The sequence below is a fragment of the Eggerthella hominis genome, from assembly GCF_014287365.1.
Classification (GTDB): domain Bacteria; phylum Actinomycetota; class Coriobacteriia; order Coriobacteriales; family Eggerthellaceae; genus Eggerthella; species Eggerthella guodeyinii.
On the sequence record NZ_JACOOA010000004.1, the window covers coordinates 309,048 to 334,413 of the forward strand.

Annotated in this window: 15 protein-coding genes and 1 tRNA gene; 9 read left to right on the plus strand and 7 right to left on the minus strand. The window is 65.7% G+C overall.

What is annotated here, in order from left to right:
• Positions 1–85: 85 nt before the first annotated feature.
• Both H8S61_RS10775 and H8S61_RS10780 read left to right on the plus strand, forming a co-directional pair.
• The gene (locus tag H8S61_RS10775; protein ID WP_186938984.1) at positions 86–2,281 is read left to right on the plus strand and encodes a MurT ligase domain-containing protein; all 2,196 of its coding nucleotides are present in this window, start codon (positions 86–88) and stop codon (positions 2,279–2,281) included.
• A 538-nt stretch (positions 2,282–2,819) separates the two neighbouring features.
• On the plus strand, positions 2,820–4,169 hold the full coding sequence (locus H8S61_RS10780) for an LCP family protein (protein WP_186938985.1): 1,350 nt from the start codon (positions 2,820–2,822) through the stop codon (positions 4,167–4,169).
• On the opposite strand, the gene H8S61_RS10785 is transcribed toward H8S61_RS10780, so the two are convergent.
• Positions 4,170–4,922 carry a TraX family protein gene (locus H8S61_RS10785; protein ID WP_186938986.1) on the minus strand — a complete coding sequence of 251 codons (753 nt, stop codon included), beginning with the start codon at positions 4,920–4,922 and terminating at the stop codon, positions 4,170–4,172. It abuts the gene before it with no gap.
• 58 nt (positions 4,923–4,980) lie between these two features.
• On the opposite strand from H8S61_RS10785, the gene H8S61_RS10790 reads away from it, so the two are divergent.
• Positions 4,981–5,802 carry a CPBP family intramembrane glutamic endopeptidase gene (locus tag H8S61_RS10790; protein WP_186938987.1) on the plus strand — a complete coding sequence of 274 codons (822 nt, stop codon included), beginning with the start codon at positions 4,981–4,983 and terminating at the stop codon, positions 5,800–5,802.
• Here the strand turns inward: H8S61_RS10790 and H8S61_RS10795 are convergent.
• Positions 5,789–7,237 (minus strand): radical SAM/SPASM domain-containing protein, encoded by a 1,449-nt coding sequence (locus H8S61_RS10795; RefSeq protein WP_186938988.1) that lies wholly within the window; start codon positions 7,235–7,237, stop codon positions 5,789–5,791. The two genes, H8S61_RS10790 and H8S61_RS10795, sit on opposite strands and share 14 nt — an antisense overlap.
• Positions 7,238–7,670: 433 nt before the next feature.
• On the opposite strand from H8S61_RS10795, the gene H8S61_RS10800 reads away from it, so the two are divergent.
• On the plus strand, positions 7,671–13,919 hold the full coding sequence (locus tag H8S61_RS10800; RefSeq protein ID WP_186938989.1) for a YDG domain-containing protein: 6,249 nt from the start codon (positions 7,671–7,673) through the stop codon (positions 13,917–13,919).
• An 89-nt stretch (positions 13,920–14,008) separates the two neighbouring features.
• On the opposite strand, the gene H8S61_RS10805 is transcribed toward H8S61_RS10800, so the two are convergent.
• From H8S61_RS10805 to H8S61_RS10820, 4 genes are all read right to left on the minus strand, one after another.
• A complete protein-coding gene (locus H8S61_RS10805) occupies positions 14,009–14,887 on the minus strand; it encodes a sensor histidine kinase (RefSeq protein ID WP_186938990.1) in 879 nt (292 codons plus the stop codon).
• Positions 14,888–14,890: 3 nt separating this feature from the next.
• Positions 14,891–15,778 carry an ABC transporter permease gene (locus tag H8S61_RS10810; protein ID WP_186938991.1) on the minus strand — a complete coding sequence of 296 codons (888 nt, stop codon included), beginning with the start codon at positions 15,776–15,778 and terminating at the stop codon, positions 14,891–14,893.
• On the minus strand, positions 15,771–16,685 hold the full coding sequence (locus H8S61_RS10815) for an ATP-binding cassette domain-containing protein (protein WP_366458266.1): 915 nt from the start codon (positions 16,683–16,685) through the stop codon (positions 15,771–15,773). Before H8S61_RS10815 ends, H8S61_RS10810 begins: the two co-directional genes overlap by 8 nt.
• A 140-nt stretch (positions 16,686–16,825) precedes the next feature.
• A complete protein-coding gene (locus H8S61_RS10820) occupies positions 16,826–17,530 on the minus strand; it encodes a response regulator transcription factor (protein ID WP_186938992.1) in 705 nt (234 codons plus the stop codon).
• Positions 17,531–17,712: 182 nt separating this feature from the next.
• Between H8S61_RS10820 and H8S61_RS10825 the strand changes: the two genes are divergently transcribed.
• Positions 17,713–17,799 (plus strand) — tRNA-Leu (locus H8S61_RS10825).
• Positions 17,800–17,922: 123 nt separating this feature from the next.
• Here H8S61_RS10825 and H8S61_RS10830 read toward each other — a convergent pair.
• A complete protein-coding gene (locus H8S61_RS10830) occupies positions 17,923–20,397 on the minus strand; it encodes a diguanylate cyclase (RefSeq protein WP_186938993.1) in 2,475 nt (824 codons plus the stop codon).
• A 389-nt stretch (positions 20,398–20,786) separates the two neighbouring features.
• Between H8S61_RS10830 and H8S61_RS17725 the strand changes: the two genes are divergently transcribed.
• The 4 genes from H8S61_RS17725 to H8S61_RS10850 all read left to right on the plus strand — a co-directional run bounded on the left by H8S61_RS17725 (position 20,787) and on the right by H8S61_RS10850 (position 25,363).
• Positions 20,787–22,292 (plus strand): response regulator transcription factor, encoded by a 1,506-nt coding sequence (locus H8S61_RS17725; protein ID WP_186938994.1) that lies wholly within the window; start codon positions 20,787–20,789, stop codon positions 22,290–22,292.
• 196 nt (positions 22,293–22,488) lie between these two features.
• Positions 22,489–22,962 (plus strand): hypothetical protein, encoded by a 474-nt coding sequence (locus H8S61_RS10840; protein ID WP_186938995.1) that lies wholly within the window; start codon positions 22,489–22,491, stop codon positions 22,960–22,962.
• 82 nt (positions 22,963–23,044) lie between these two features.
• The gene (locus H8S61_RS10845) at positions 23,045–24,622 is read left to right on the plus strand and encodes an FAD-dependent oxidoreductase (protein WP_186938996.1); all 1,578 of its coding nucleotides are present in this window, start codon (positions 23,045–23,047) and stop codon (positions 24,620–24,622) included.
• Positions 24,623–24,727: 105 nt separating this feature from the next.
• On the plus strand, positions 24,728–25,363 hold the full coding sequence (locus H8S61_RS10850; RefSeq protein ID WP_186938997.1) for an IMPACT family protein: 636 nt from the start codon (positions 24,728–24,730) through the stop codon (positions 25,361–25,363).
• Positions 25,364–25,366: the final 3 nt, after the last annotated feature.

The following is a 25,366-nucleotide window of genomic DNA, read 5'->3' on the forward strand; positions in this document are numbered from 1 at the left end:
GGCAGGTGTCAGTGCGGGCAGGGGCGACGTGCGGGGCGCGGTGGAACCACTATACTGAACGCAACGTGATCGAAAGGAATGACCTATGGGTTTGCAGTTCGCCGGCGCCCGCGCCGTCAGCGCCGTCTCAACGTGGGGCCTCAAGAACGTGTTCCGCCGTCCCGCCGCGAACTTTCCGGGCAAAATCGCGCTGTACCTCGACCCGCGCCTCATCGCCGATCTCGCGCCGAAGCTGGCGAAGGGCTCGGTGTGCGTGGTGGGCACGAACGGCAAGACCACGGTGACGAACCTGCTGGCCGACGCGCTCGAGCTGGCGGGCGAGCGCGTGGTGTGCAACCGCACCGGCGCGAACCTCGACTCGGGCGTGGCCACGTCGCTGCTGCACGCGGGCCCGTCGGACTGGGGCGTGTTCGAGAGCGACGAGCTGTGGCTGGCGAAGATCCTGCCCCAGCTGCAGGCCACGTACGTGGTGCTGCTCAACCTGTTCCGCGACCAGCTGGACCGCGTGGGCGAGATCGACCGCATCCAGGACAGCATCGTGGGCGCGCTGGAGAAGTCGCCGAACACCGTGCTGGTTTTCAACGCCGACGACCCGCTGTGCGCGCGCATTGCCGAGCGCGCGGCGAACCGCTCCATCGCGTTCGGCGTGAACGAGGACCTGGGGCTGCCGCAGAACTCGGTGGCCGACGCGCAGATGTGCCAGCGCTGCTCCTCCATGCTGGAGTACGCGTACCGCCAGTACGGGCAGCTGGGCGCGTTCTCGTGTCCCACCTGCGGGTTCGCGCGTCCTGCTTTGGATTACGCCGCCGAGTGCGTGCGGTTGGGGCTCGACGGGCTGTCGTTCGACGTGCGTCGGGGCGGCGAAGGCGAGGCTGCGGGTACGATCGGCGCGCCGTACACGGGTGCGTACATGGTGTACAACCTGTTGGCCACGGCGGCGGCGGCCGACCTCGCGGGCTGCCCGCTGCCCTCGTTGCAGCAGGCCATCGACGCTTTCGACCCCCAGAACGGGCGCCTGCAGACGTTCGACATCGCGGGCCGGCGCGTGTTGCTGAACCTCGCGAAGAACCCCACCGGGTTCAATCAGAATCTCAAGATCGTCGCGCAGGACCCCCACGACAAGGTGGTGGCCTTCTTCGTGAACGACAAGGAAGGCGACGGTCGCGACGTGTCGTGGCTGTGGGACATCGACTTCGAGGAGCTGGCGGACGATCCGGCCAAGCTCACCGTGTTCGCGGGCGGCATGCGCGCGAACGACATGCAGGTGCGTTTGAAGTACGCCGGCATAAACGCCCAGGTGGTTGCCGATGCGGACGACCTGCTGGAGCGCATCGCGAGCCTGCCGGCCGCGGAGAACGCCTACCTGATAGCGAACTACACCGCGCTGCCCCCGGTGCACGCGGTGCTGACCGCTCGCGCCAATGGGGATGTCGTCGCCCGTGGCGCGGCGGGCGATGCGGGGAGCGATGAACCGGTATCCGCGCCGATTGGCGCTCCTGCAGGTTCATCGGCTGGAAAGCCAGCGGAACTTGTGATCGCGCACCTCTTCCCCGACCTGCTCAACCTGTACGGCGACGGCGGCAACGTGCGCATCCTCGAGCAGCGTCTTCGCTGGCGCGGCATCCCCGTGGAGGTCAAGCGCGTCAACCACGGCGAGACCGTCGACCTTTCCGGCGTCGACCTCGTCATGCTGGGCGGCGGCCCCGACCGCGAGCAGCGGCTCGCGTCGGCCGAGCTCATGGGCATGCGCGAGCAGCTGCACGCCTACGTGGAGGACGGAGGCGTGCTGTTGGCCATCTGCGGCGGCTACCAGATTCTCGGCCACGAGTGGCTGCTGGGCGACGAGGTGGTGAAGGGCCTCGGCATCGTCGACATGACCACCGAGCGCGCGGTTGGCGGTTCCGGCGACCGCCTCATCGACAACATCGTGCTGACGTCGCCGCTGGCGAAGCGCCCCGTCGTCGGCTACGAGAACCACGCGGGCCGCACGCACCTTGGCGCGGGCGTCGAGCCGTTCGGCGCCGTGGCGTCCGCAACGGGCCACGGCAACAACGACGCCGACAAGCAGGACGGCGTGCGCTACAAGAACGTGGTGGGCACGTACCTGCACGGGCCGCTGCTGGCGAAGAACCCCGAGGTTGCGGACGATTTGCTCGCGCGCGCCCTGAACCGCCTTGCCGCGCGGACGGGCCAGCCGGCCATGCGCCTCGAGCCGCTCGACGACGGGGTCGAGCAGGATGCGAACGACGCGATGACCAAGAAGCTGGGCGTGCGCGCGTAGCGCGAAGTCTGTGCATGCTGCGATGCGAATTCGCGTGCCGGATGAAGTCCCGGCATGCGAATCGGCCCGAAGCATGCAATTTTTTCGTTTTGCGAACCCCGGCCTCTCGAAAACGACTTTTGCGAGGGGCCTATGTGCGAAAACCCCAGGTCGTGAAAATGGGCGAATGCGTTTGAGGCTTTAAAAGGGGCTGAAGCGTTCGCAAAACGAAAAAATTGCCTAGAAGTCGGCATTTTGCGTGTCGCGGCGGGTCGTCCTGGACGAGCGCAGCGACCAGCCGCCGTCCTGAGCGCGGCGCCCGGCGCGCGGCGCGCGGCGTGCGGTCGAGTTCTCGCATCTTCTTGCCCTGTGGGCTTTTCCTAGGAAACGAGTGGAGGCGGTTGCGCGCGTAGAATGCTGCCGCCAGAATAGCGCCATGGACAATAAACGCAGCCCTCAATCGCGCCCCGCGCGCCCCTCTTCCCGATCCCGTTCTCGCCAGGCTGAACCGGGCCGTCGCCCTAGCGTTCAGGGCGAGCCCGCTCCCACGCCGCGCCGCGTGTCGCGCGGCGACTACGAGCGCACGCGCGCCCGCAAGCGCCGCCGCACCCTCGTCGTCGCGCTCGCCGTGGTGGGCGTGCTGGTGCTGGGCGGAGCCGGAGCCGCGTTTGCGTACTACAACATCCTCTCGGGCAACCTGCACGACGGCGTCAGCGCCGAGCTGCGCGAGGCGCTCGTGGAGACGGACCTGGCCAACGAGCCGTTCTACATCCTGCTGATGGGCACCGACGGCTCGAACGACCGCGAGGCTTCCCAGGAGTTCGCCGGCGACCAGTTCCGCAGCGACAGCATCATCCTTACGCGCATCGACCCGGTGAACAAGAAGGCCACGCTCGTCTCCATCCACCGCGATACGCTGGTTGACATGGGAGAATACGGCCAGAACAAGCTCAACGCCGCGCATGCCATCGGCGGCGCGGCGCTCACGGTGAACACGGTGTCGAAGCTGGCCGGCGTTCCCATCTCGCACTATGCGGAAATCAACTTCGACGGCTTCAAGGACATCGTGGACGCGCTCGGCGGCGTCGAGGTGGACGTGCCCATGGAGATCGACGACGAGGACGCCGGCGGTCATCTGGACGCCGGGCTGCAAACCCTCAACGGCGACCAGGCGCTCATCCTGTGCCGCTCGCGCCACGCCTACGACGAATACGGCGACGGCGACTCGTACCGCGCCGCGAACCAGCGCCTCGTGCTGTCCGCCATCGCGAAGAAGATCCTCGCGGCCGACGTGGCCACGATGGCGTCCACCGTGCAAGCGTTGTCCCAGTACGTGACCACCGATCTCGAGATCACCGACATCATCGGCCTCGCGCAGACGATGCAGGGCCTCGATCCCTCCACCGACATCTACTCGGCCATGGAGCCCACGACGTCCGAATACATCAACGACATCTGGTACGAGATCAACAACGTCGAAGAGTGGAAGAAGATGATGACCCGCGTCGACCAGGGTCTTCCGCCCACCGACGAGGATATCGTCGACGAGCTGTCCAACACCGTGCTGGCCACCACCGGCAGCGGCGAGACGCACACGAGCACGAACGAGGACGGCACGCAGAAGAAGGCGAAACGCACGGGCAACGTGGCCGTGCGCAACGGCAACGGCATCACCGGCGCAGGCACCGAGGCGTCCGAGCGCATCGAGGAGCTGGGTTACACCGTGGAGTCGGGCAACGCCGACAGCTTCGACTACACGAGCACGCTCGTCGTCTACGACGACAGCAGCAAGGCGTCCCAGGCGGAGGAGATCGCGGAGGCCCTCGGCGTGGGCAAAGCGATGGCGAACGACGGATCGTACCTGTTCGAAAGTGATTTCCTCGTCGTGCTGGGAAGCGACTGGAAGTAGCTAGAACCCCAGCGTCCAATCGTTCAGCAGCAACCCTTTCGCCAAGCCCAGCACCAGGATGTGCGCGGGGTAGTACGCGTAGAACAGCCACTTCATCGGGCGGCCGCGCGAGCCGTTGTAGGCGAGCAGCAGCGGGATGGTGGCGGTGCATCCCAGCAGCGGGTACAGCACGGGGGGCAGCAGCTCCAGGTCGAAGGCGGCCAGGTAGTTGGAGAGCGCCGGCAGCCCGTCGCCCAGAATGGGCAGGAGCAGCGGCAGGATCACGCGCTGGCGCCGGTCGGGGATCACGCGCATCATGAGGATCATGAGCGGCCCGAGGATGCCCCAATCGCAGAGCGCGCTGAGGGCCGTCAGCGACGCCGCGACCAGCCAGAACCCCGCGCGGCTTTCCATGGTGTCGTACAGGTACAGTATGCCCAGCCCGATGAGCAGCGTGAACAGCACGTTCAGCGTGGTAGGTGCCAGGAACAGCCCGTACGGCACCTGCGACACGAGGGCGAACACGAACAGCCGCGATGCGTAGCGCTTGATGTTGGAGGTGTGATGGTAGCCTTCCACCAGCAGAAACGCCATGATGGGGAAGGTGAGCCCGCCGAATCCGAACAGCACGCACAGAGCTTCGGTTGGCAGGTAGGGAAAGAATATGTAGCAGAAGTGGTTGAACGTCATGCCGACGATGGCCACCACTTTGAGCGTGAACGACGAGACGCCCCGATTCGGCGTGGCTGTTGATATGCTCGGCGGTGTGCTCATGGCGTTCCAGTATACTGCCTGGATACGATGTACTCGAGGGCGAAGGGCGATGAGGCGCGTGGCGCGCACGAATTCCACGGTGGGGCTTGAGGCGGACGGAGGGCTTGCGCGGAATCATCGCGCTGCCGTGTTCGTCGCGGCTCTCGTGGCGTCGGCGGCGTGCTTCTCGCTGGTGCCGGGCGACACGCTCGGCGGATCGCTCATGCAAGGGGCCGCGCTGGCCGCGCTCGCGCTCGCAGCCGTAGGCGCATCGAACCCGCGGGCGTTGCGCGCGCCCCGCCTCGGCAGCGCGGGAGGCTTGGGGCCGTGGGCGGGGTACGTGGCGGCCATCGGCCTGGCGGCGGGCGTCGCGTCCTTCTTCGCGCTGCCACAGGGCGCCGTGCTGGACGTCGCGCCGCTGCACGTGGCGCAGGTGGTGGCGCTCTGCCTGGTTACCGGCGTGTTCGAGGAGGGCGTGTTCCGCGTGCTGGCGCTCGATGCGCTCGTGCCGGCGCTGGGCGGCAGCCGCCGCGGCATGTTGCGCGCGGCGCTCGTCTCGGCCGTGCTGTTCGGTGCGTTGCATGTTTCGTTGGGCGAAGCCGTTGTTGCCATCGATGTCGTTTCCGGCTTGCAGGCGGTGCTGAAGCCTGTGCAGGCGGGCCTGTTCGGCCTGTTCATGGCTATGGTGTACTTCAAGACGCGCAACCTGTGGACGCTCGTCGGCGTGCACGCCGCGTTCAACCTCTTCTACAGCGCCCCGCTGCTGCTGGCCGGCGACGTGCAGCAAACCTACGTCACCGGAAACCCGTTCGACCTCGTGCTCCTGGCGGCAACAACGCTGCTGCTGGTTCCGCCAGCGCTAGCCGCCGTCAGGAGTGTCCGAGATTCTACGACGCCCTAGCTTCCTGCGTGCGCCCTGCGGACGCAATGGTGTCCTCGGTTGCATGCGCTTCGTCCATGGTGGAGCGCGGGTTCGCCTCCCACAGCTTGTCGGCCAAAGGTGCCCAGCATTGCGCCGCATGCGCGCACTTGCCCGTGAGCGCATGCACGTCCTCCGGGCTTTCGAGGTCGGTCGAATGGGCGCCCGACTCGTCTACCAGCGAAGCCAGCGCGCCTTCGTTGTCGAGCAGGGGGCACGGCCTCAGATGATTGCAGTTGAACGGCTGAGCCGCCCGGTATCCCTTGAACAGCGGGGATTGGTAGGCTTCGAGCAGCGTTTTGTCGCGGATGTTGGAATCCGAATAATGGATGAACGCGCACGGTTCCACGTCGCCCGCCGCGTTGATGTGGCAATAGACGCGTCCGCCCGCGATGCAGCCGCCCACGAACTCGCCGTCGTTCCAAAAATCCATGGTGAACAGCGGCTTCGTCTCGCGGTAGGCTCGGATGCGCTCGTACATGAACGCGCGCTGCCCGGCGTTTGCGATCAGCTCGGGCACCGCCTCGTTGCCCACGGGCATATAGGTGAAGAACCAGGCGAACTTCGCGCCGCAATCGATAAGGTGGTCGATGAACGCTTCGCTGCCGATGACCTCGGTGTTTGCGCTGGTATAGCAGCATGAGGCGCCGAAGAACAGCTGCTTGCGCTTGAGGATTTCCATGGCACGCACGGTGGCGTCGTAGGTGCCGGAGCCCCGTCGCGCGTCGGTGGCCTCTTCGAATCCTTCGATGCTGATGGCCGGGGCGAAGTTGCCCACCCGCAGCATCTCGTCGGCGAATTCCTCGTCGATGAGCGTGCCGTTCGTGAAGGCGAGAAAGGCGCAATCGGAGTGCGCTTCGCACAGGCGGATGATGTCGCGCTTGCGCACGAGCGGCTCGCCGCCGGTGAACAGGTACACGTAGGTGCCCAGCTGTTTGCCCTGGCGCACGATGCCGTCCATTTCCTCGTAGCTCAGGTTCAGCTTGTTCCCGTACTCGGCTGCCCAGCAACCGGTGCAATGCAGATTGCAGGCGCTGGTCGGATCCATGAGGATGGCCCACGGCACGTTGCAGTCGTGCTTCTCGCTTGCCGCCTGCTGGCGCGGGTAGCCCACGAGCGAGGCGTTCACGATGAGGTTCTCGAACACCTTTTTGCGCACGTGGGAGTCGATGTCGGTCCACATGCTTTTGGCGAAGCGCCACCAGTTTCCCTCGGGATCGTTCACCACGTTGCGCATGGCCTGGCAATGCGGTGCGAGCGAGCCCTTGAAATCGAACGACTCCACCCAATCGAGCAGCTTGGGAATGTTCTCGTCGGGATTTTTGTCCAGGTATCCCAAGGCCCGCTTCACGGCGAACGCCTTGACGTTCTCGGACAGGGTTCGATCTCCTTTGAGTATGTTCGCGATGGCATCCATCTACTTCCTTTCCAGAGCATTTCAGGAGGGGTGCGTGCTTCGGGGGACGGACGCCGCGTTCGCCGCCGTCCGCCCGCCCGAACGAGATACAGTATGCAGGTGCCACATGAACCCAAAATTAACGGGAATCTTGGAGTTGGCGCGCACGAACCGTATGTGGGTGTGCCTACCCGGCAAACTCCAGCGAGATGGACAGCACGTCCCTTTCGAGGCGCGCGGCCAGCTTGATGTCGAGCGCGTTGGCAAGCTGGGCGACTGCGGCGGCCATGGATTAGATATCCTTCTTTTTATCAGGCCCGATGGGAGAAGGCGCTGACCGAAAAGCGGGGTCTCCGTTCGAGCGTGCCCCTTGCTGCGGGGCCTCGCATGCTATACTCGGAGATACTTCACACGATGGCGCGATAAGACAGCGCTGTCGGGAACGGGGATCGCCATGGGCAACGCGACGCGAATAGCGGCACGACAGACGATCAACGGGGATGGGGCTCTTGCAGAGTACCGTTCCCCCGCGCATAGCGCGGAAAAACGCGCACGGGGGGGGGGTCGGTTCTTTTTAAGCCTGACGCTTGCCCTTGTGCTGGCGGCAGTTGCGATTCTCGCGCTGCCGCGTGATGCGCATGCGGTCGAAGTTGGCGACTTCAAGGTCGTCCTGACCGAAACCAGCACAGACCCTGAGATAGGTACGCACTACGAGTACAACTCCGGTGTTCTCACCATCAAGACCTCCACGCCCCTGACCATCTCCATGGGGGGCGGCGTGACTGAGACGACGACCGACACCATCGTGACCGAAGCCGAAGGCGCGACGGTCACCCTCAAGGACGTCAGGATCGACGTGAGCGGGGTGGCCAGTACAGCCGCGATGAGCGTCGCATCCGGCTCCCTCAACCTCACGCTGGCAGGCGACACCGATAGCTTCCTGAAGTCCGGCTACGACCGAGCGGGTCTGGAGAACGGAGTCAACACACTTGTTATTGGCGGGGAGGGCACCCTCGAGGCCGTGGGCGGCCACGGCGCCGCCGGCATCGGCTCCCGCTTTAGAGGCCTTGGCCGCTCGGACATCACAATCACCGGGGACGTGAAGGTGATGGCCGTGGGCGGTCCGGATGAAGTATCCCACGGTGGTGCCGGCATCGGCTGCGGCAGCGACAGCCCTTCAAGCTCGAACATCACCATCTCGGGAAGCGCGACGGTGGAAGCCGAAGGCGGAGCGGGTGCAGCCGGCATCGGCGGCAGCTACGCAGCTGTCGTCGGGAACATCTCGATCTCGGGGGGCTACGTAAGGGCGACGGCTGGGGATGGCGCCGATCCCATCGGCAACGGCAACCGCGCCGTCGACGATGCCGACGTCTCTATCACCGGTGGTGCGTTCCCGGGAGATGCAGTTTCCGAAGGGAAGGTCTACGGCGTCGGGCTGACCTCGGGCTACGTGCTGGGTGCCAACGAGGACGACCACAAGGAAGACTTCCCTCATCGCGTCTACTCGACGGGCGATTTCTCCGTCGAGGGCGGCGCCTACGGCACGGACTACGAGTACGCTAGTAACGTCCTCACCGTCACGTCCTCCACGTCCCTGACGATCTCCATGAAGGAAAGCGTGGACGAGACGAAGACCGACACCATCGTGACCGCTGCAGCAGACGCGACGGTCACCCTCAAGGACGTCAGGATCGACGTGAGCGGGGTGGCTGGCGCAGCCGCGATGAGCGTCGTGTCCGGCTCCCTCAGCCTCGTGCTCGAAGACGGGACGGCCAACTCGCTGAAGTCGGGGAACAACTGTGCCGGCCTTCAGAACGGCGCGTACCCGCTGACCATTTCCGGCTCGGGCTCCCTCGAGGCGGCGGGCGGTTCCCTCGGCGCCGGTATCGGTGGGGGCAGCATGCGCTCCGGCTCGAACATCGCCATCTTGGGCTCCGTCGCGGTCACGGCGACCGGTGGCGTCTCCTCCGGCGCCGGTATCGGCGGGGGCTACGCGGGCGGCGGCTCGAACATCAAGATCTTGGACTCCGCCGAGGTCACGGCGACCGGCGGCTTGAGCGCTGCCGGCATCGGCGGGGGCAACTCGGGCGGCGGCTTGAACATCGCCATCTCGGGCGGCTACGTGAAGGCGGTCGCGGAGAGCCCCGGGGCCGAACCCATAGGCAATGGCTCGGGCAAGCAGGGCACCTCCGGGGTCTCCATCACCGGTGGCGCTTTCCCGGAAGACGCCGTGGCTGGCATCGAGGTCTACGGCGTCGGGCTGACCTCGGGATACGTGCTGGGCGCCAACGAGGATGACCGTGTGGACGAGTATCCCCATCGCGTCTACTCGACGGGCGATTTCTCCGTCAAGGGCGGCGCCTACGGCACGGACTACGAATACGACTCCAACGTCCTCGCCATCAAGTCTTCCACGCCCCTGACGATCTCCATGAAAGAGGGCGTGACTAACCCGACAACCGACACCATCGTGACCGAAGCCGAAGGCGCGAAGGTCACCCTCGCGGGCGTCAATATCGACGTGAGCAAGATTTACGACGCAGCCGCGATATACATCGCGTCCGGCACCCTCGATCTCGTGCTTGCCGAGGGGACGAAGAGCTCCTTGAAGTCGGGATTCAGGCGCGCCGGCTTGGAGAACGGCGAGCTCCCGCTCACCATCTTCGGCTCGGGCTCCCTCGAGGCGCAGGGCGGCCTCCTCGGTGCCGGTATCGGCGGCGGAAGCGAAGGCGACGGCTCGAACATCACGATCTCCGGGAACGCGCAGGTGACCGCAACGGGCATCAACGGCGGTGCCGGCATCGGCGGCGGCGACGGCAGCGGCGGCAAAGGCGGCGACGGCTCGAACATCACGATCTCCGAAAGCGCTCAGGTGAAAGCAACGGGTGGCGACGGCAGCGGCGCCGCTGCCGGCATCGGTGGCGGCGCCCACCGCGAAGGCTCGAACATCGCGATCTCGGGCGGCTACGTGGAGGCGGTCGCGGGGACGGGCATCTCCAGTAAAGCCGATCCCATCGGCGGCGGCACGAGCGCGCAGGGCACCTCCGGGGTCTCCATCACCGGTGGCGCGTTCGCGGATTCGGCTTGGGCCGACGGGAAGGTCTACGGCATCGAGCCGGCCTCGGGCTTCGCCCTGGGGGCCAATACCGATGCCCTTGCTGACGAGTATCCCGTGCGCGCCTACTCCACCGGCGACTTCCATGTGACCGGCGGCGAATATGGGAAGGACTACGAGTACGGCTTCACCGATGGCTTGCTGCAGACTTTAGGCAAGCTTACCGTCAAGGACGGCGCGGAGCTGACGATCTCCATGAGGGAGGGCGCGGACGACCCGACGGGCGATGTCATCGAGGTCCCTGGGGGTAAAGCGCACGTCATCCTGGCGGGCGTCAACATCGACGCGTCCGGTCAGGACGGCGTGGCCGCGCTCAGCGTCACGGGGGAATCCCTCGACCTCGTGCTCGCCCCCGAGACGGCCAACTCCCTGAAATCGGCGGCAAACCGCGCCGGTTTGCAGAAGAGCAGAGATAACTCGCTGTCCATTTCCGGTTCGGGCTCTCTCGAGGCGCGCGGGAGCGGAGGCGGCGCCGGCATCGGCGGAGGCCAGGGAGGTCACGCCTCGAACATCTCCATCTCCGGGAGCGTCCAGGTGACCGCGATGGGCGGCGCTCTAGCAGCCGGCATCGGGGGCGGCTACCAGGGCTCCGGCACGAGCATCTCCATCTCGGGCGGCTACGTGAAGGCTGTCTCGGGTTCTAACGCCGATCCCATCGGCGGCGGCCCCGATGCGCGGGGTACTTCCGGCGTTACCATCACCGGTGGCGCATTCCCGGGAGACGCCGTTTCCGACAGCAAGGTCTACGGCGTGACGTTGTCCGAGGACTACCTCGCAGCGGAGAACAACGACACGGACGAAAGCCTGCGCGCGAGCTACCCCGTGCGCGTCTATACAATTCAGGACCCCACCCTCGCGTTCAAGGACGAGCCTCAGGACTTCGAGTACGACGGCTCACCCATCAACCCCACAGCACTTATCGAAACCGCTAAGCGCGGGGACACGGACGCCTCCGCTGACGTGACATGGTCCTACAGCATTGTCGACTCAACCGACAAGACGGACATCGCGCCAACCAACGCTGGAACCTACAACGTGGTCGCGATCTTGCCTGCGGCAATTGTGGGCGGCGTACCGTATAGGGAGGCGACCGTCGAAGGCGAGATGACCATCTCACCCAAGCCTCTGACAGCGACAGTGAACTCCACCGACGACTCGGCTGAAAGAACCTACGACGGTACTACTGCGTTCACGGGCGTCGACCTCGAACTGGAGGGCGTCGTCTCGAACGACGATGTAAGCGCCACAGCAGAAGGCACCGCAGCCTCCAAGGATGCTGGCGAGTATGCTTTCACGGTGTCTTCCACAACCCTCTCCGGCACCGCCAAGGGCAACTATTCCCTCGCAACCTCTGACGTGTCCGGCAACGTGATCATCACGAAGAGGGACATAACCGCGACTTCGGTAGAGGTTGCGGACAAGACCTACGACAAGACGACGGACGCGACGATCGGGAACATCGAGTTTGAGAACCTCGTCGAGGGCGAGTCGCTCGCACTGGGCACAGACTACACGGCCTCCGCGTCGTTTGAGAGCGCGGACGTCGGCGAGGGCAAGAAGGTCAACGTAACGAGCATCGCGCTCGTTACGGACGGTCCTGTCGCCAAGAACTACTTCTACAGAGGTCCCTCGCAGCTCACAACCCCCGCAAACATCACGCAGGCCGAAGCCACTATCGAACTCACCGTCGACAACAGCAGCCCAGCCTATGGTGAGACGGTGACGTTCACCGCGACACAAAGTCTCGCGACCACGACGTTCTCAACCCGCGAGGCAATAGAGCCCACATTCGAGTTCTACGTGGTCGATGCCAACAAAGTGGAGCGCACCCTGGGCACGAAGACGGGTATGACCGAAGAGGGGGACGTGACGTTCACCTACGACACCCGGGGTCAAGGCCTCGCGATTGGCCCCAACACGGTCTACGCTCGCTCCTCGGGCTTCGGCAACCTGGTTGATGCAATTTCCGATCCCATCACCGTAACGCTTGCTCCCAAGACGGTGGAGCCGACTGTGGCCGTGACGGGCACCACCACCAAGCCCTACGACGGCACGACCGATCTTCCCGAGGACGCTGTATCGACCGTGGGGCTCAGTGGCCTTGTTGGGGGCGACAACGTGTCCGCTACGGCTTCCTTCGCGTTCGCGTCGGCTGACGCGCACACGACGCAGGTGAACGCAACGGACATCACGCTTTCCGGTCCCGACGCCGGCTTCTACCTGCTCTCCGAGGACGCGGCGAGCGTTGATGCGCCTGGCGGCATCACTCGGGCCGACGCGCTCAACCTGTCTGCTTCAGCCACCATGCCCAATTACCTGTCGGACTACGAGGCGCGCATCGACCTGGCGGAGCTTCTTCCCAACGGCGCGACCGACGCCGCGTTCTCCGTTGCTCCGGATGCTTCCTACAGCGGCCTGGTGTCCGCCCATGTGGAGGGCAACGAGCTGGTTCTCGTCGCCGACGACGCTGGCAACACCACCTCTGATGAGGTGGCTGTCGCGGTGACCAGCATGAACAACTACGAGAATTCGACCATTACGGTAGCCGTGTCCTACACCGCCAAGCCGATGGCCTACTTCGCCATCCAGTCCGTGGACGGAACCTACACGGGCGCCCCCCAAGCGGGCTTCGACGCTTCAGCTGGCGCGACCTATATCGCACCGGACGGCACGACTCAGGTCTACGCCGGTCCCTTCGAGGCTTCCTACAAAGCCGCGTCCCCCGGGCCCAGCCCATCGACTCCCGCGCCTCCGACTGCGGTCGGAACCTATGAGGTCACGGTCTCGCTTCCTGACGATGCGCCTTGCGCTGGTAGCGCTACGGTGACCTTCGAGATAGCGAAGGCGCCTCTGACGGTAACGGCGCTCGACGCCGCGGCCGTGTACGGTGACGCGGCCCCGCCGTTCGAGGTCTCTTTCGACGGCTTCGTCGCAGCGGAGGGGGCGGGCGCACTTGCGGGTGAGCTCGCCTTTGCGTGCGCTTACGACGCGGGCGACCCGGTGGGCTCCTATGCGATAACGGCTTCCGGGCTCTCGTCGGACAACTACGCGATATCCTACAAGCCCGGTATGCTGGCGATCTCGCCCAAAGCGCTGAGCGCGACGGTGGATGCGGCCGATCCGTCGGCTTCCAAGAACCACGACGGCACGGCCGGCTTCCAGGACGTGAAGCTGGTGCTGGCGGGCGCGCTCGACGGCGACGACGTTTCCGGCGTCGCCGACGGCGCCGCGGCCGATGCCGCGGCCGGTGAGGGCAAGCCCTTCGCGGCCTCGACCGTGCGCCTCTCCGGCGACGACATGCGCAACTACGTGCTCGACCCGGCCGACGTGGTCGGCACGGTGACGATCGTGGCCGCGCCGACCCCCGACCCCGAGCCGACGCCCGACCCTGATCCCGAGCCGCTACCGGCCCCCAACGGAGGTTCTGGTTCCGGGTCGGGCGAGAAGCCCACGCCGCTGCCGGGCGCCGCGGCCGCCCTCGCGCCCACCGGCGACGCGACCGCCGCCCTGGCCTTCGCGGCCCTCGCGCTCGCGGCGCTTTCGACGGCCGTTCTCGTTGCAGCGCGCTTGCGCCGCCGCACCGACTAGCCCCGTTCCGCCCGAGGGGAGCGCGTTCCTGCTCCCCTCGGGCGCAAGGAAGTGCGCCTGACGGCGGGGCATTGGCCTAGGGCATGGGCCTACCCGGCAAACTCCAGCGAGATGGACAGCACGTCCACCTCGAGGCGCGCGGCCAGCTTGATGTCGAGCGCTTTGGCAAGCTGGGCGACGATGGCCAGCCCCAGGCCGCTTCCTTCGCCTGCACGTGCGGCGTCGCCTTGGTAGAAGCGCTCGAACAGCCGCTCGGCGTCGATGGCCTCGGGGTTTGCCACGCGGTTCGAGAACGTGATGGCCGTCCCTTCCTGCACGATGCGCGGCGCCTCGCTGCCATAGCGCAGCGCGTTCACGACGAGGTTGCGGAAGATGCGCCCCAGCGAATCCCCGTCGGAAAGGGCGATCAGCGGCTCGTCCGCGAGTTGGATATCGGGCGTCCACCCCCGCTCCTTGAACGGGGCGTACAGCGATGCGAGCGATTCCACCAACACCTGGCTCACATCGACGCGCTCCCGTTCGATGCGGTAGTCCGGATCCTGCACCTGCGCGTAAGCGTACAGCTGATCGAGCAGCCCGCTCACGTCGTCCAGCCTGCGCTCCACCACGTCGAGGTAGCGGGCGCGCTCCGTCTCGTCCTGCTCGTCGGCCAGAAGCTGGGCGTAGCCCTGCGCTCCGGACAAGGGCGTGCGGATGTCGTGCGAGAGGTACGTGAGCCCGCGGCGCAGGTCGCGCTTGTTCTCCTCCGCGGCGATCCGCTCGCCCTGGTGGCGGTCGATCTGGCGGTTGATGGCCTGCCCCAGCCGCACGAACCCGCGCGTGTGGACCGATACCGTGACGCGGGTGTTGCTCAGCGTATCCCGATCGACCAGGAACCGCGCGATGGAGCGCAGCTCCCGTTCCGAGCGTGCGAGCTGAACGGCCAGCACGACGACGGCAAGCGCAAGCAGTGCGACTGCGGCGGCCATAATCTAGATGTCCTTCTTCTTGAGGGTGACCGCGGAGAGGGCTGCGTAGACGATTACGAAAGCTAACCCCACGCCGGCGATATGGGCTACACTGAGCCCGCCATCCACGTACAGACCACGACCGAGCGCACTCATGCAGGCGTACAGCGTGAAATCGCTCAGATGCGAGAGGGCGGGGAACAGCGAAAGCAGAGCTTGCACCATCATCACCAGCATGCCTGTGACCAGCACCACGGCTCCGATGATGCCGGCGGCAACTTTCCGCGTCAGCCAGATGATGAGCGCGATCGCCATGCCGAAGCCGGACAGCACGAGCGTGACGAGCGCGCCCCACAAGAGCAGGTCGGCTGCGCTCGTCGGGGCGAAGCTCAGTCCTGCGATCGCGCCGACGAGCGCGACTGAGGCCAGGCTGACGGCAGTGAACAACGCGGCGGTCAGGACGATCTCGACAAGCCGCGCACCGAGGAACGCGAAACGGTTCGGCTGCACGGTGAACACGTTCTTGCTGTAGCCGCTTTCAAATTCGGAAGCGAGGAAAATCGAGAGGAATATCGTGAACATGATTGCGAGCGCGTTGCCATTGACCAGCGTTGTTCCGGTCATGGTGAGCAAGGACGAACTCGAAATCGCTTCCTGCGCCTGCACGATACTCTGCGTGATTTCCTCGGTGCTCATCGTCGAGTTGCCGTTGACGCCTATGTTGACAACGCTGTTCGATGCGCTCGATACGGTTGCACCGGACGATTGCGCCCACTGCATGAAATCCGCGTTGGTAAGGAGCCCGAGCACGCCGATGGTCATGGCGGCGAGCGCCACCGTTATGCCGAGGCATATCCATAGCGACTTGCTGCGCAGAAGCCGGTACAGATCCATTCTCAAGATATTAACCACGGTACTCAGCCCCCATCATCTCAACGAAGAACTCTTCCAGATCGCGCTTGTGGGCGTACAGGCCCTGAACGGCGATGCCCTTCTCGTTCAGAACCGCACCCACCGCCCCTGCATCCACGGTGCCGAACACGCGGATGGACGCGTCGGGCATGGACTGGAAGCGCAGCTCGGGGAAGCGTTCTTGCAGCACCGCCAGGGCGAGCGTCGGGTTGGCGGCGTCGAGCCGCAGGAAGTCGCTGCACTCCTGCTCCACGTCGGCGGCGGTCATCTCGCGCACCATGCGGCCTTCGCGGATGACGCCGTAGCGCGTCGCCATCTTTCCCAGCTGCTCCAAAACGTGCGAGCTCACCACCACGGTGATGCCGCGCTCGACGTTCAAGCGCATGATGAGCTGGCGAATCTCGCGCGCGCCCTCGGGGTCGAGGCCGTTGAGCGGCTCGTCCAGCAACAGCAGGTCGGGGTCGCCCAGCAGCGCGAGCGCCAAACCCAAACGCTGTTTCATGCCCATGGAAAAGTTCTTGGTCTTCTTCGAGCCCACCGTGCCCAGGCCCGTGAACGCGAGCAGGTCGCGGACGCGCTCCTTCGGATTCACGAGTCCCAGCACCAGCGCCTTGAGCATCATGTTGTCATAGGCGCTCATGGTGCCGTACAGGCCGGGCGACTCGATGAGCACGCCGATACGCCGAGAAGCTCCCGCTTCCTGCGGCGCGGCGCCGAATACGCGCGCTTCGCCGCCGGTGGGGGCGGCAAGCCCTGCCAGCATCCTCATCACCGTTGTCTTGCCTGCTCCGTTGCGCCCGACGAATCCGTAGATGTCGCCCTGATGGACGTGCATGTCGAAATGGTCGACGGCTGTCTTGCTGCCGAAGGTTTTCATGAGCCCGTGCGTCTCGACTACGTTGTTCACGTTCCGCTCCTTTCAGTATCGCTTGGTTGGTTCCTTCACGTCTTCCACGATACGGAAAAGGTGTTCAGCGAATCGCCTTGAAATGGTTAAGAAATAGTTAAGTTGCCCCGCGTCGTCTGCGTCGCGTGCTGCGGGTCGGTTCAGTCGGCCAGCTTGAATCCGATGCCCCATACCGTTTCCAGGTAGCCGTCGGTGCCGGACGCTTTCAGCTTGCTACGGATGTTGCTCACATGCACGGTCGCGGCCTTCTCTTCGACGAAGCACTCGTCGTTCCACGCCGATCGCAGCAGTTCCTGCTTGGTGAACACCTTCTTGGGACGGCGCACCAGGGTTTCCACGATGCCGTATTCCAGCCGCGTGAGTTTCACGGGCGCGCCGGCGGCCGTGAGGGTGCGGGCCTCGGTGTCCAGCACCCAGTCTTTGAAGCGCAGCGTTGCCGAGCTGCGAGCGGTGCCGCGGGCGGCGTGGCGCAGTTGGACGATGATGCGGGCATGCAGTTCGTCCAGGTTGAAGGGTTTCGCCAGGTAGTCGTCGGCGCCCAGCTTCAACAGCTCCACCTTGTCGCCCGCGCCCGAGCGGGCCGACACCACGATGATGGGCGCGTCGCTGCGCAGGCGGATCTCGCGCACGAGGTCCTCGCCGGATGCGCCCGGCAGCATGAGGTCGGTGATCACCAGGTCGAACGGCGCGTCGCCGTTCGCGGCGGCCGCCTGCAACAAGAGGCGCGCCTCGCTTCCCGAGAACGCTTGGTCGCACGTGTAGCCCGCCTTGCGCAGCGAAGTGGCCACCATCTCGTTGATGTCGATGTCGTCTTCGATGACGAGTATGCGCGTGGTATCTTCCATGCCCCCATTGTAGCCGAACGGAGGGGCGGTGAAACGACGGGAAGCGGGGAAGCGCCTCCCGTCGTTCCGGACGACGGCCTCGGCTCGAAATAAACTGCGGGAAGCTTGATTTCCCCCCTTGCGCCAGCGGCAATCGTCCTGTATCATCTATTCTTGCTTTCGGCCAAGGTCGGAAAGCGAATGCGGGTGTGGCGGAATTGGCAGACGCGTACGGTTCAGGTCCGTATGGGGGCAACCCCATGAAGGTTCAAGTCCTTTCACCCGCACCATTTGAATTGAAAAACCCGCTTCGGCGGGTTTTTTGTTGTCTTCGACGGGTTTTTGCTGTTTCGGGCCTCCCACGCGGCCAACGCGGCCGGCGCCGCCCAACGCCGCCCGCGGCCGAGCTCGGCCTAGCCTACGCGCAGCCGGTTCTTGCCGGAGCGCTTCGCGCGGTACAGCGCCTCGTCGGCGCGCGCGAAGGCGTCGCTGTAATCCGCATCTTCCGCACGCGTCGCGGTGGCGCCGATGCTGACGCTGGGGACGAGGGGCTCGGACGATTCGGACGCGTGCTTGGGCTGCAGGGTCAGCTTCGACACGGCGCTCCTCATGGCCGCGAGCTTCCGCAGCGCCGTTTCCAGGTTGATGCCCTTGAGGAACACGACGAACTCGTCGCCTCCCACGCGGCCGGCGATATCCGATTCGCGGCAGTTGCCCCTCAGGGTGTCGCCCACCTGCCGAAGCAGCCAATCGCCCTGCAGGTGCCCGCAGTTGTCGTTCACGGCTTTGAAGTCGTCGAGGTCGATGACGGCGCACACGCTGTGGGCGCGCACGTGCGGGTCGGCAAGGGCGTCGTTCACCAAATCGCGCGTCGACGCGTAGTTGGACAGCCCGGTGACGGCGTCGTACTCGGCGCGTTGGCGCAGCTCGCGCTCCGTCTGGATGTCGTCGATCAGCCCGACGAGGTGCCACGCGTCGCTTCCGTCCTGGGCGATGAACAGGTTCGCGCGGTACCACTGGTACCCCGTGCCGTAGTAGTCGGCTCGGTATTCCACCACCTCGTTGCTGGCGCCTTCGCACACGCGCTCGAACATGGAGCGGACCGTCTCGATGCTGCCGGGATGTACGATGCCCACGCGCTCCTCGTCGAGCGTTTCCAGGTAGTTGGTGATGAGCTGGGCCTCCACGCCCTCTCCGTCGCGGTCGATGTACAGGAGCACCTCGTCGCGGCGCGAGTCGTAGTCGAAGCTGATCGCGTGGGTAAGCTCGTTGAGGATGCGGTAGCGCTCGTTCTGCCAGGCGCGCTCCTTCCGCTCGCGCACCTCGTCGGCCACGTCGGTGATCACCACGTGCACGCGCACGGTGTCGTCGTCGATGCGGGTGGCGCGGCCCTGCACGCGCGCGGTGAACCGCGCGCCCCGTCGGAGGACTTCCCGCTCGGTGGAGAAGTCGAACCAGTCCTGCTGCTCGTGCTCTGCGAGGAACGCGCGCGTCTCCCTGCCCGACGCGGACGGCCGGCGGGCGGCGATGATACGGTCGAAGTCCTGTCGGGTGGATCCCGTCATCGCGCACACCGCGTCGCTCACGTACAGCGGGTACGCGCCCGTCTTGTCCACGTCGTACACCCCGATGCCCACGGGAAGGTTCGCCACCACGTCGTTCACCTGCTGCGACAGGTGCTCGTCCTCCGCCAGCTTGCGCTGCGTCACGTCGCTGTTGCAGCACAGCACGGTGGCGTCGGACATGCGCAGGAACGTCGTCTCGAACCACACGGTGCGCTCTTCCGTGACGCACAGGCAGGTGACGGTCGTGGTGCTTTCGGCGATGCCGTTGCGGTAGCTTTCGAGGGCGGCGAGGATGGCGGCGCGGTCTTCCTCGCGCGGCAGGTTCCTGAACCAGCGGTTGATCGCGGCGTCGAGCGGCACCTCCTCGATGTCTCCTATAGCCTCCTGCGACGTGAACCAGAGCGTGAACGTGTCGTGCTCCAGATTGAACTCGAAGATCTCGTCGTACACGCTGCACAGCACCGACGTGAAGCGCTGCAGCTCGCGCTTGTGGGACTCTTGCCGCTCCCGCGTGACGTCGTTGAACGCGCTCTGCACGACGGCGGTTCCGTCGGACGTCGTGGTCAGCGAGATGACGCCTTCGATCCATCCGACGGTTCCGTCGGCCCGCTTGATTTGGGTGTCGAACGGGACCGCTTGCGCGCCCGCGCGCAGGCTGGCGACGGCGTCTTTCACGGCCATGCGGCCGCTTCCCACCATCACGCCGAACACGTCGGCCGACAGGGTGTTCAACAGGTCGGCGTACGTGTCGAATCCCAGGATGCGGCACGCGGCACGATTCGCCGACTCGACGCGGGGCGACTCTTCCAGCGTGTGCCTCACGATGCCGCAGGGCACGGCCTCGTACAGCTGCTGCTGTTGCTCGGCTTGCTGCCGATAGCGAAGGTCCTTCTCCTTGTCCTCCGTCGTGTCGACGGCGGTGACCACCGCGTACGCGACGTCGGGCTCGAGGTGCGCGAGCGAGGCGGACAGCGAGAGCCAGCGCTGGGCGCCGTCCTCGCCCGTGGTGCGGATGCTACCCTCGGCGCGCGACGACCCGGCGAGAAGCTGGTCGGAGGCGGCCTCCACGATCCAGCGGTCGTCCGACAGGACGTGCGTCATGGGATCGCGCCTGCATCGGCGGCCGTATTCGTCGGCGGCCATCCCGAACAGGCGGGCGTAGGCGTTGTTGAAGTCGAGCAGCTCGATGGAGTCCGCTTCGATGCGGTACAGCCCCAGGCCGCAGGGAAGCTCTTTGACGGCGCTGACGAACCCGCGTCGATCCGCAAGATTCGAGAGCGGTTCGCGCTCGGTGCTGTTCGGGCGCAGGCTGCCGCTTCCCACGCGTTTTCGCATGCGAGCTAGCAGGTTTCCCGCGTTATGTCGTCGTGTCGCGCTCGCCATTATCGCCTCTTCCTCAGTTCATTTCGACTGCGAGCGTGCCCTATGGCGTCTTGAGGAGCTTCGATCACGAATCTATCCGGAAAACTGCCCCCCCCCCGCTCAAAGCGCACCGTGGTTCCGTGTGCTCGCTGTGGGAGGATGCGTCGGGGGTTGGAGGGTCCGAATTCCCTGGATGGGATGTGTGCCACGGTTCTCTCCTCAAATATGGTGCATGCGTCGCCGTTCAGGCTGAGCGTGCCGATCAATAGAATGCTAACGTAAAACCGAAGGGAAAGAAATCGTGCAACGAAAAGTAGAAGCGACGTGCGTGTCGAGGTGTTGGTGCGCGAGTGCCGTTTGCTATACTCGCACCCATGAACGAGATACTCGACAGATTCACGGGCAATATCTCTCCGGTGGCGCTGCTCGTGTCGTCGTTCTTCTGGTCGTGGTTCGACGTCGTCCCGTTCAGCCCGGCGCTGTTCTCGGCGGCGGGCAAGCCCGTCGATGCGCTCCCGTTCGTCGTTTCGTTCGCCGCGAGCGCGCTGCTGCTGGTCGTGTTGGCGGCAAGCGCCTCGGTTCGCTCGCGGGTGCTCGACCCCAAAGTGTTCGCCGGCTGCTCCTTCTTGTGCGGCAGCCTGGGCTCGCTGCTTATTTACGTCGGCATCCACACCGATCCCGTGCTGCTTGTGATCGGCGGCATCCTCGTGGGGCTGTACCAGAGCGTCGGGGCCGTGCTGGCCGGCGGCATCGCCACGTGCCAGGGAACCACGAACGCGCTCGTGCACCTTGCGGCCGCGCTGCCGCTGAACATCGTCGCCATCCTGCTGGTGATGTTCCTGCGCCCGACGGCGTCGGTGGTGTTCGCCGTGTCGTTGCCGCTGTTCTCGGCGCTGTGCTACGCCGTCCACCTCGTGCGTGGGCAGAACCGCGCGACGCTCGAGGCCATCGCCCGCGTGCGCGAAAAATGCGCCGACGGCGTGCGTCGCGCGGGGCGGCTGTTCGGCTGCGACCGCTACTTCCTGCTCATGGTGCTGGCCATCAGCGCGTCGTTCGGCTTCGCGAACTACCAGGCCATGTTCATGCCGAGCATGCAGGGCGCATACGTGGAGTACATCACGGTGGCGCTGCGCGCGTTCACCAGCCTCGCGGTGCTGGCGGGCTACCTGTTCTATTCGTGGCGGCCGTACCTCATGCTGCGCGCGGCGCTCGTGGCCATGTCGGTGGGCCTCATCGCCAGCGGCGTGCTCGCGGTGATGGGTGCGCCGGGCTCGTTGGTGTCCGGCTGCCTGTTCTTCACGGGATACGCGTGCTTCGACCTGCTCATCTGGACGATCATCGTCATGCTCAGCTACAAGTCGGGCACGTCGCTGCTGCGCATCATCTGCGTGGTGTACGCGGTGGACCAGCTGGGCATCCTGCTGGGCACGGTGCTGGGGCTGTTCGTGGACAGGGACGGCGGCACCATCGTGTCGTACATCGTGTTCGGCAGCGCGTTGCTGCTGCTGACGGTGGGGCTTTCCGGCGGCAAGGGCAGCGTGTGGGACAGCCTCAGCAAGTACGAGATCGACTTCAATCGGCCCGACGACGCGTCGCTGCGCGCGGCGGGCGACGACGGCGCGGCTCCCGGCCTGCCGCCGCAGCGCATCGTCGAGCTGTCGTCGAGGTTCTTCCTCACCTCGCGCGAAACCGACGTGCTGTCGCTGCTGGTTGCCGGGCGCAACGGCCCCTACATCTCCGAGCACCTGCACGTGTCGGAGAACACGGTGAAGAGCCACATACGCCACATCTACACCAAGGTGAACGTCCACAACCGCCAGGAGCTGCTCGACCTGGTGTTTCCGCAGCAGTCCTAAGCCTGGACGGGCCGACGCGCTCGTTCGGCGATGCCCCGGTTCCCTCGCTCGCCCGTCTCATCACAAACGGGTGATTTTCGCAAAACGCCCGCTCCTGATGAAGAAATCCCCGCCCGCTTCGCGTTCAATCGTTCTCGAGCCGCCGGCTGGCAAGGGGCCGGCTTGCAGCGGCGAATCGAATAGGAAGGGGAGAGGGATGGAGATGCGCATAAGAGGGAGCAAGGCGAAGCGCGTGTCGATGATGCTCGCGCTGGCCGTGGTCGCGGTTCTGTCGCTGGGCACGCTCGCGGCGTGCGGAGGCGGCTCGGACGGCTCCGGCAGCTCGGGAGCGAGCGGGGCCAGCGGGGCCGACGCCACGACGAAGACGCTCGTGAAGACGGCGACGAACGAGATGACCCTGGTTGATTGGGACGTGTCGGAGGCCGACAGCCCCATCACGGTTACGAGCGACGACGCCAAGTTCGCCGACTACGTGGACGACCTGCGCGAGATCACCGGGTTCGACATCGAGAGCCTCACCATGCAGGTGAAGGTCACCGAGTTCGCCGGTGCCGAGATCGCTGCCACGCATGAGAACGTGAAGGACAACACCTACGCCATCGAGAGCCTGGAAGCGGTGGTCGACGGCAAGACGATCACGTACGCCGACGGCGACTTCAAGAAGCGCTAGGCCTCGGCGGTCTGCGGATGCTTCTGCGGATGCTTCCGCAACCCCACGTTTTCATTCATCGACACGAAAGTGAGACACTCACATGACTGAATTGAGCAGAAGGAACTTCCTGCTGGGCGCCGGCATGGCGGGCGCGGCTCTGGCCATGAGCGCGACGGGCGTCGCCTACGCGGCCGACAAGAAGGGCGCGAAAGACGACGAGGACACCGACTGGGCGAGCCAGGTCACCGAGGAAATCTCGTGCGACATCCTGGTTGTCGGCGGCGGTTTCTCCGGCACGGCGGCCGCGGTGCAGGCGGGCGAGAACGGCGACAAGGTGCTGCTGATCGAGGGCCAGTCGGCGCTCGGCGGCAACGGCACGGGCGTCGAGTGCACGAACGCCTACGGCCTGCATCCCAACTCGGGCGAGGCGACGCTCGGCGAGATGGTGCGCTACGAGGCCGACGCGCAGTCCTACACGGTGAACCAGATGTTCATCCGCGACATGATCAGCCACGCCGCCGAGAACGTGCAGTGGCTCATCGACAACGGCGTGCAGTACGAGGCCATCGAGGATCTGGATCCCGCGTACCTGGAGATGTACAAGCAGGGTCGCTACCGCGCCGAGTTCAGCTTCGACTACGTGTACAAGGGCGGCGCGGCCGGCATCGGCTACTTCCCGTACATGAAGAAGAAGCTGGCCGAGTACGGCGTGAACCTGCGCCTGAACACGCGCGCCCGCGACCTCGTGCTGGACGAGAACGGCAACGTGGCCGGCGCGTACGCCACCGACACGTACGGCGACACGCTCAAGATCAACGCGAAAGCCGTCATCATCAGCACGGGCGGCTTCGGCGAGGACGCCGCGCGCATGGGCAAGCTAGGCGTGGATCTCGAGGACATCCGCATCATCGGCACGCCGGGCCACTACGGCGACGGCGTGACCATGATGATCAAGGCTGGTGGCATCGAGCACGGCGCGCCGGCGTTCGGCTGCACGAACATCATCGGGTCGGCCGGCCCGTGGGGTCCCATCTGGGACAAGCTGTGCTGGGGCGGACCGAGCCTGTGGGTGGACATCAACGGCGAGCGCTTCTCCGACGAGGCGTGCTCCACGTACACCCATAACTTCGAGCTGCAGAACGTGCCCGTGCGTCTGGCCGGCGGCACCTGCTGGAGCATCATGGACAAGGATATCTACGAGTACATGCTCGACGGCGACGAGGAATGCGCGCAGCTGTGGGACGAGATGATCGCCAAGGGCGACGACGCGTACAAGGCCGACACGCTGGAAGAGCTGGCCGACATCATGGAGGTCGACAAGGAGCTGTTCCTGAGCCAGGTCAAGCAGTACAACGCCAACGTCGAAGGGGGCGTCGACGTCGATTACGGCAAGGATCCCGAGTACCTCATGCCCATCGCCACGCCGCCGTTCTACTGCGGGCTCATCCGCGGCGCGCTCGAGGGTCTGTACTCCGGCGGCGTGAAGACCGACCGCCAGTTCCGCGTGAAGAAGCCCGGCCGCGACCAGGCGTTCGAGAACCTGTTCGCCGTGGGCGCCGACGGCGGCATGCTGTACAACAACATGTACGGCATCGACATCAACGGCTCCATGACCTGCCACGGCGTGAACAGCGCCCGCACGGCCGCGAACACCGCGCACAAGCTGATCGCCGGCTAGGCGCGTGCCGAGCGTTGCGGCGCGGGGCGTCGCAGCGAATGCCGAACCCTTGCATGAGCCCGGGCGCCTCCCTCCCTGCCCGGGCTCTTCTGCTACACTTTTCCCATGACTTCCTACACCACCATAGCGGGGTGGGCGACCGCCGAGATCGAAGAGAAGAAGAGCCGCTTCATCGCGAGCCTTGCCCACGTGGAAACCGAGGACGAGGCGCTGGCCTTCCTCGAGGAGATTCGCGCGGCCAACCGCATGGCGCGCCATAACGTGTACGCCTACGTGCTGCGCGCGGGCGGCGCGGGCGCGCAGGGGCGCGTGCGCTACTCCGACGACGGCGAGCCGCAGAAGACGGCGGGGTTGCCCACGCTGGAGGTGGTGCAGCACGCGGGGCTGACCGACGTGATCGTGGTGGTCACGCGCTACTTCGGCGGGGTGCTGCTGGGCACGGGCGGCCTCGTGCGCGCGTACACGCAGGCTACGCAGGCGGGCATCGAGGCGGCGGAGCTCGTGGTGGTGTCGCGGTGCGTGGACATCGAGGTGCGCGCGGCGTACGGGAAGTACGACCAGCTCATGCGCATTGCGGCCGACTGCGGCGCGAAGGTGCTCGATACCGTGTACGACGACGCGGTCACCCTGCGCCTGCGCATGCTCGACGGCACGCAGGAGCCCCTGCTGCTCAAGATCACCGAGCTTGAACGCGGCCAAGAGCGCGTGCGCGTCAGCGATCCTCTGGAGGCTGCGTTCTAGGTC

What these genes read in the sequence shown, in the direction of transcription:
- H8S61_RS10775 (WP_186938984.1), top strand. Translation starts at nt 86, where the DNA reads ATGGGTTTGCAGTTCGCCGGCGCCCGCGCCGTCAGCGCCGTCTCAACG.
- H8S61_RS10785 (WP_186938986.1), bottom strand. Translation starts at nt 4,922, where the DNA reads ATGAGCACACCGCCGAGCATATCAACAGCCACGCCGAATCGGGGCGTC.
- H8S61_RS10795 (WP_186938988.1), bottom strand. Translation starts at nt 7,237, where the DNA reads ATGGATGCCATCGCGAACATACTCAAAGGAGATCGAACCCTGTCCGAG.
- H8S61_RS10800 (WP_186938989.1), top strand. Translation starts at nt 7,671, where the DNA reads ATGGGCAACGCGACGCGAATAGCGGCACGACAGACGATCAACGGGGAT.
- H8S61_RS10805 (WP_186938990.1), bottom strand. Translation starts at nt 14,887, where the DNA reads ATGGCCGCCGCAGTCGCACTGCTTGCGCTTGCCGTCGTCGTGCTGGCC.
- H8S61_RS10820 (WP_186938992.1), bottom strand. Translation starts at nt 17,530, where the DNA reads ATGGAAGATACCACGCGCATACTCGTCATCGAAGACGACATCGACATC.
- H8S61_RS10840 (WP_186938995.1), top strand. Translation starts at nt 22,489, where the DNA reads ATGGAGATGCGCATAAGAGGGAGCAAGGCGAAGCGCGTGTCGATGATG.
- H8S61_RS10845 (WP_186938996.1), top strand. Translation starts at nt 23,045, where the DNA reads ATGACTGAATTGAGCAGAAGGAACTTCCTGCTGGGCGCCGGCATGGCG.
- H8S61_RS10850 (WP_186938997.1), top strand. Translation starts at nt 24,728, where the DNA reads ATGACTTCCTACACCACCATAGCGGGGTGGGCGACCGCCGAGATCGAA.